Genomic DNA, 5,496 nt, shown 5'->3' with positions numbered 1-5,496 from the left:
GTTGAGCCCGAACGTCGGGGCGTCGGACGGCAACCTGTTCGTCACCGTCGAGCCGGAAAACTGCACCGGTGTCGCCAGGGAAGTGGATCCGCCCTTCATCTTCGACCACGACCCGGCCGCACACGATGGTGGACATTGGGCCGTCGACGGCCAGGAGGTGGTCGTCGAGGACATGGTTGGCGTCTACCACGCTGACTTCGACCCGAAGGAGGCGCTCGCAGAGGCGAAGCGGACCATCGAATCCTGCCGCGGCGTTCCGTTCACGGTCACCACGATGCGTGGCCGCGAGCACATCTTCGAGCTTGCGCCCCAGGCGGATTCCGGGTCACCGGACATCGTGCTGTGGTCGTTTCGTGCCGTTGACTGGGCCTGCGACAGCGCGTTCGTCGCGGCACACAACGCGGCGATCGAGATCTCGACCTGCGGACCGGTGAACGGCTACGACGTGCTGTCGCTGGCTCGGGAAGCGCTGGACCGCATTGAGGAACTTGCCAATACGACCGCCTGAAGGCATGTACGGCAACTTTCCGCTTCCGGCGATAGGAGACAGCGATTCGCATCACGTATGACACCGGAGCAGACGCGGCGTATATCCGCCTTACCGACGCCGCCCTCGAGCCCGGCCGGGAATCCCTAGTCGTTGAGACTCCGACGTCGAATGGCGAGCTCCACCTGGACTGGAAAGACGGCAAGCTTGTCGGCATCGAGGTGTTGTGCGCGTCCACGCTCCTGCACGAAGACCTTCTCGGCGCCGCCGAGCGTCTCGGCTAAAGCCCCTTGAAGCGGTCCTTGACCTGCTCGGCGGTCAGGCCGTAGTCGGCCAGTGAATAGGTGTGCTTCGGCGCCCGCGGGCCCTGCTTGCTCTCCTCGTGGCTGGCCACCATGGCCGCGCGGGACGCGTCGGTGACCTCGATACCGAAATGGCCGTAGATGCGCTCCACCTCCGCGACCGGATCCTTGATGAACTCGAAATAGTCCATGTCGTAGAACTGAGCCGGATTACGTTTGGCCCGTTCGGCATTGAACAGTTCCAGACCTCGCGACCACGTCTCGAGGGAGTCGCGGCCGATCGTCTCACCGACGAACGTGTTGGACCAACCCTCTGTCGTGTGCTGCGCGAGCGAGCACATCGACGCCATGATGGTCTCGGCCGGCCGGTGGCACTGGATCACCAGCGCGTCGGGATAGGTCGTGAACAACGCGTCAAGCGCGAACAGGTGACTCGGGTTCTTCAGCACCCAGCGCTTGTCGGCATCGTTGAGCCCGATCAGCTGTAGGTTCTTGCGGTGCCGCTGATACGACTTGGTCCAGTCCTGCTTGGCCAGCCACCGGGCGTAGGTCGGAACGTGCGCCAACGTCTCGTAAGAAACCGAGTGCAGCGACTGGCGAAGCAGCTGCCAGCACTCCTCCACCTCGTCAGCGGTCATATAGTGCAGGCCCGTGTAGTCCGGGTTCTCCTCGTGCGCCTTGGTGAACTGCGCGTCGAGTTGCTGGAAAACCGGATTGTCAGACCAGGTTTCGCGCGGCGGGCGCGGCTGTGGAAACTCGGCAAGCCACAGCTCCAAGCCTTGATGGCGGGGGTCGGCGGCCAGCAGTCGGTGCAGCGCGGTGGTTCCGGTGCGGGGTAACCCAGTGACGAAGATCGGCCGTTCGATCGCCACGTCGGCGTGCTGCGGGCACTGCTTGAAAGCGGCCTCTGACACCAGCCGGGCGACCAGGGCGTTGCGCACGAAGAACCGCTGCATCTTGCTGCCGAGCTCGGTGAGGTCGGCGTCGCGCTGGAACGAGTCGAGCAGCACCGCGAGGGCTTCGCGGTAGTTGTCGTCGTCGTCCCCGAAATCGTCCAGCCCGCATGCCTTTACGGCGGAGGCGTGGAGGTCGTCGACGGTGCCGACGTTTGTTCTGGGGCTCATGCTTTGTACTCGCCACAGTTGACGTCCAGCGTCTGCCCGGTGATACCGCTGGACAGGTCGCTGGCCATGAACAGGATCGCCGACGCCACCTCGTCCTCGGTGGGCAGGCGCTTGAGATCTGAGGCGGAGGCGGTGGCCTTGTAGATCTCGTCGACGGTGGTGCCGTACTTGCCGGCCTGGTGGTTGAAGTAGCTTTCCAGCGTCTCGCCCCAGATGTAGCCGGGAAGAATCGAATTCACTCGAATGCCCTGCTCACCCAGCTCGGTCGCCAGCGACTGCGACATCGCCAGCAGTGCCGACTTGGCGATCTTGTACGCCCCGTACTTCGCCTGGGAGTGCCGCACCACCATCGAGTTCACGTTCACCACCGAGCCCTTGGCCTCCGCGAGCGCAGGCGTGAAGCCCTGGGTCAGCCGCAGCGCGCCGAAGACCGTCAGCTCGATCGCCTCGCGCATATGCTCAAACGTGGTGTTGGCCAAAGGTTTCATCGACGGCACGCGGAAGGCGTTGTTGATCAGCACGTCGATCTTGCCGTACGCCTTGAGCGATTCGGCGACCAGGTTGTTGACCTGTTCCTCGTCGGTGATGTCGGTACCGACCGACACCGCGCGACGGCCCATGTCGGTGACCTGCTTGGCGACGTCCTCGAGACGTTCGACCGTACGCGCCGCCAGCACCAGGTCTGCCCCGGCGTCGGCACATCGGCGTGCCAGCGTGGTGCCGAGCCCGGGCCCGACGCCACTGATCACGACGACCTTGCCATCAAGCAATCCGGCCATGTGCTAACCCACCATCCTGTCGCCAATTTGCTTCTGGCGTAATGCGATGCGCGCACGCCAGTCTTCCTCGGAGATCTTGTTGGACTCGTAGTGCGGCAACGCGGCAGCGACCTTGTCCAGGTCGACGAGTTCGACGGTAGGCCCGTCGGCCTCGGTGAGTTCGCGCGACAACCGTTGCCAGCGGAACTGCAGGTAGCCCTTCCTGTGCCCGAGGGTCTCCACCCAGTTCGCGACACCCGGGTTGGCGTCGGACACCACCATGCGGATCTTTCCGTCCGGATCCGCTTGCGCCTGAGTGCCGTTCAGCGACGTCTGGTGGTTGATGTAGTCCAGCGAGATGTACCACAGGCTGCCGAGCTGGAAGCCGAGGTACGGCGCGTCGGTCACCGGGAGAGTGATGATCAGGGCCTGCTCGGGCGTCAGATCGAAGTGGCCCACCGACGAATACTGGGTGGCCAGCCCGCCCGGCGTCAGCCGCGGCGCGATCATGGTGTTCACCGGCAAGGTGTTGTAGAACCACTGCGGGAACTGCAACCACGTCTTGACGCGCTGCACGAGCTGCTTTCCCGCGACGGCGTAGCGCTTTTCGATCAGCTCGCGGGTCAGTGGCGGCGGCGCGGTCCCCGCCGTGTCAGTGCGCGCGATGCTGATGTAGCCGCGCTGGGCCGACCAGTCGTTGTAGACCTCGCGGACAAGCAGTTGCGACGGGCTCGTCGGGACCACGCGCCACTCAAAGGTGCCGTCGGCGGCGATGTCGAGTTCGCGGTCGTCGAACGCCGCCTGGCTGACCGGGACGTTGTCGTCGGTGTACTCACCGCCGAGCATCTGGAAGCTCAGGTCGGTGGTGGTGCCGCGCTTTCCCGTGACCACGTACTCGTGGCCGGGCTGCACGCGGGTTCCGAAGTAGAGGGTGTCGGGATTGTCCAGGGCCATCTTGGTGAAGGGGCCCGTGCCCGACTGCATGAACGGGTGGTCGCGGTCGTAGTCGAACGCCAGGTGGGTGCATCCCGCGATGCAACCGGCCAGGTATTGCAGACCTTCGAGCAGATCTGCTTCGGACTCGATGAACGGTGCTGTGGCGACCAACTGCTCGGCCTCGGCGATCGCGTCGATCAGCGGCTGTGAGAACACCCCTCGAAACTAGAACGTGTTCTAAGCATAGTCAATATATCGACCGCTGCGTTTCATATATGGAACGGCGCGCTAGGCTGACCGAGTGACCATCGTCGCGTCGACCGGGCGCGCATCGCCACCGACCGAACGCGTGGTGAGCGTGCTGGACTTTCTTGCCGGTCGCCCTGAGGAGCGATTCGGGGTCTCGGAATTGGCCCGTCGACTCGGGCTGAGCAAGCCGACCTGCCTGGGTATCGTGACCTCGCTCGCCGAAGCCGGCTACCTGGTCCGCGACCCCGGCGACAAGACCTATCGGCTGGGCCCGTCGTTGATCACGTTGGGACACAAGGCGCAGGAATCGATGCGGGTGAGCCCTGCCGCACGTGACGAGCTGCGCCGGTTGTCGGCCCGCTTCGGTGTCACCGCGGCACTGTCCGGGGTGATCGACGATCGGATCACGCTGCTGGATCTGGTGGCGCCGACCGGTGCACAACCCGGCGTTGAGGTCGGCCAGAGCTACCCGTTCGCGCCGCCGGTCGGTTTGATGTTCGTGCTCTGGGACGACGAAGCCGAACGCAATTGGCTGGCCAAGGAGCCGACGATCCCGCTGCGCACCAACACCGAGCGGCTCAACCGCGTTATCGAGGTGTGCCGCGCCGAGGGCTATCTGGTCGAACGGTTAACCCCTGGCGGCCGGCGGCTCTACTCCCTGATGGCGGGGATGTCGGCCAGCCTGCCCGACGAGCTGCGGGCGCTGTTGGGCGAATTGGTGTCCGATATCGGCGAGCGGGTCTACCTGCGCGGCGAGAACCGGCAGAAGCGACATGACATCAGCGTCATCTCCGCGCCGGTCTACGACCACTATCAGCGTCAGGTGATGGTGGCGTCGATGCATATCGGAAAGTCGTTGACCGACACCGAAATCACCGAGCGGGCAAGGGCTTTGGTGGCCACAGCCGACGCGGTGACTGCCCAACTCGGCGGATCCAAGCCACGGCGCTGAGGCACCTGCAGTCGGCATTGCGCGGTTTGCCACACTGACCTGGTGTCTGATGTTGTGGGTTCGCATCCGCAATACGATGAATTCGCCGACGAGTTCCTCGATCACGCGCGCGACAATCTCTACAACGCCCACTACGACCGGCCAGCATGTCTGGCCCTGTTGGGTGATGTCGCGGGACGGACAGTGTTGGACGCGGCATGCGGCCCTGGGCTCTACGCCGAGGAACTCGTCGCCCGCGGCGCCGACGTAATCGGCTTCGACCAGAGTCCGCGAATGGCCGAACTGTGCAGGCAGCGCGTGCCCTCAGGCCGGTTTCGGGCGCACGATCTCGCCGATCCGCTCGACTGGCTGACCGATGAGTCCGTGGACCTTGTGTTGTTCGCCCTTGCGTTGGAATACGTCGACGACAGGGCGCGCGCACTGCGCGAACTTCGACGTGTGCTCCGTCCTGATGGGGCGCTGGTGCTGTCGCGACAGCATCCCACCGGCGACAGGCTGCGACACGGCGGGAACTACTTCGACGCACGGGTCATCGACGAGGTGTGGAGCCGGGGCTGGCGCGTTCGATACTGGCTAGCGCCACTCGAGCAGACCTGCGAGGAGTTGCACGAAGCCGGTTTCCTCATCGAGCGCCTGATTGAGCCGCGCCCGACCGCCGCGGCTGCCGAGATCGACAAGGACCGGTACG

Annotated in this window: 7 protein-coding genes; 4 read left to right on the top strand and 3 right to left on the bottom strand. The window is 64.7% G+C overall.

The features are described from left to right. Both VFH65_RS07520 and VFH65_RS07515 read left to right on the top strand, forming a co-directional pair. Positions 1 to 508, top strand: a 508-nt coding sequence (locus VFH65_RS07520; protein ID WP_353320526.1) for a sensor domain-containing protein, incomplete at its 5' end; no start/stop codon positions are given. 44 nt (positions 509 to 552) lie between these two features. After that, positions 553 to 771 carry a DUF2283 domain-containing protein gene (locus VFH65_RS07515; RefSeq protein WP_353320527.1) on the top strand — a complete coding sequence of 73 codons (219 nt, stop codon included), beginning with the start codon at positions 553 to 555 and terminating at the stop codon, positions 769 to 771. Here the strand turns inward: VFH65_RS07515 and VFH65_RS07510 are convergent. Genes VFH65_RS07510 through VFH65_RS07500 form a run of 3 tightly spaced genes read right to left on the bottom strand, consistent with a single transcriptional unit; the run spans position 768 to position 3,823 of the window. Next, on the bottom strand, positions 768 to 1,913 hold the full coding sequence (locus VFH65_RS07510; RefSeq protein WP_353320525.1) for a sulfotransferase family protein: 1,146 nt from the start codon (positions 1,911 to 1,913) through the stop codon (positions 768 to 770). The two genes, VFH65_RS07515 and VFH65_RS07510, sit on opposite strands and share 4 nt — an antisense overlap. Next, complete coding sequence (locus VFH65_RS07505; RefSeq protein ID WP_353320524.1) at positions 1,910 to 2,692, bottom strand: SDR family oxidoreductase; 783 nt, start codon at positions 2,690 to 2,692, stop codon at positions 1,910 to 1,912. The genes VFH65_RS07510 and VFH65_RS07505 overlap by 4 nt, the downstream gene beginning before the upstream one ends. Positions 2,693 to 2,695: 3 nt before the next feature. Beyond that, positions 2,696 to 3,823, bottom strand: coding sequence for a hypothetical protein (locus tag VFH65_RS07500; RefSeq protein WP_353320523.1), 1,128 nt, complete (start codon positions 3,821 to 3,823; stop codon positions 2,696 to 2,698). 85 nt (positions 3,824 to 3,908) lie between these two features. Here VFH65_RS07500 and VFH65_RS07495 point away from each other — a divergent pair, with 85 nt between their 5' ends. Both VFH65_RS07495 and VFH65_RS07490 read left to right on the top strand, forming a co-directional pair. Beyond that, on the top strand, positions 3,909 to 4,808 hold the full coding sequence (locus tag VFH65_RS07495; protein ID WP_353320522.1) for an IclR family transcriptional regulator: 900 nt from the start codon (positions 3,909 to 3,911) through the stop codon (positions 4,806 to 4,808). Between the two features lie 42 nt (positions 4,809 to 4,850). Continuing rightward, on the top strand, positions 4,851 to 5,496 hold a 646-nt coding region (locus tag VFH65_RS07490), incomplete at its 3' end, for a class I SAM-dependent DNA methyltransferase (RefSeq protein ID WP_353320521.1).

Origin of the sequence: Mycobacterium sp. (assembly GCF_035697385.1) — a bacterium.
GTDB lineage: Bacteria > Actinomycetota > Actinomycetes > Mycobacteriales > Mycobacteriaceae > Mycobacterium.
This window is presented reverse-complemented; position numbering and strand designations above follow the sequence as displayed.

What these genes read in the sequence shown, in the direction of transcription:
- VFH65_RS07510 (WP_353320525.1), bottom strand. Translation starts at nt 1,913, where the DNA reads ATGAGCCCCAGAACAAACGTCGGCACCGTCGACGACCTCCACGCCTCC.
- VFH65_RS07505 (WP_353320524.1), bottom strand. Translation starts at nt 2,692, where the DNA reads ATGGCCGGATTGCTTGATGGCAAGGTCGTCGTGATCAGTGGCGTCGGG.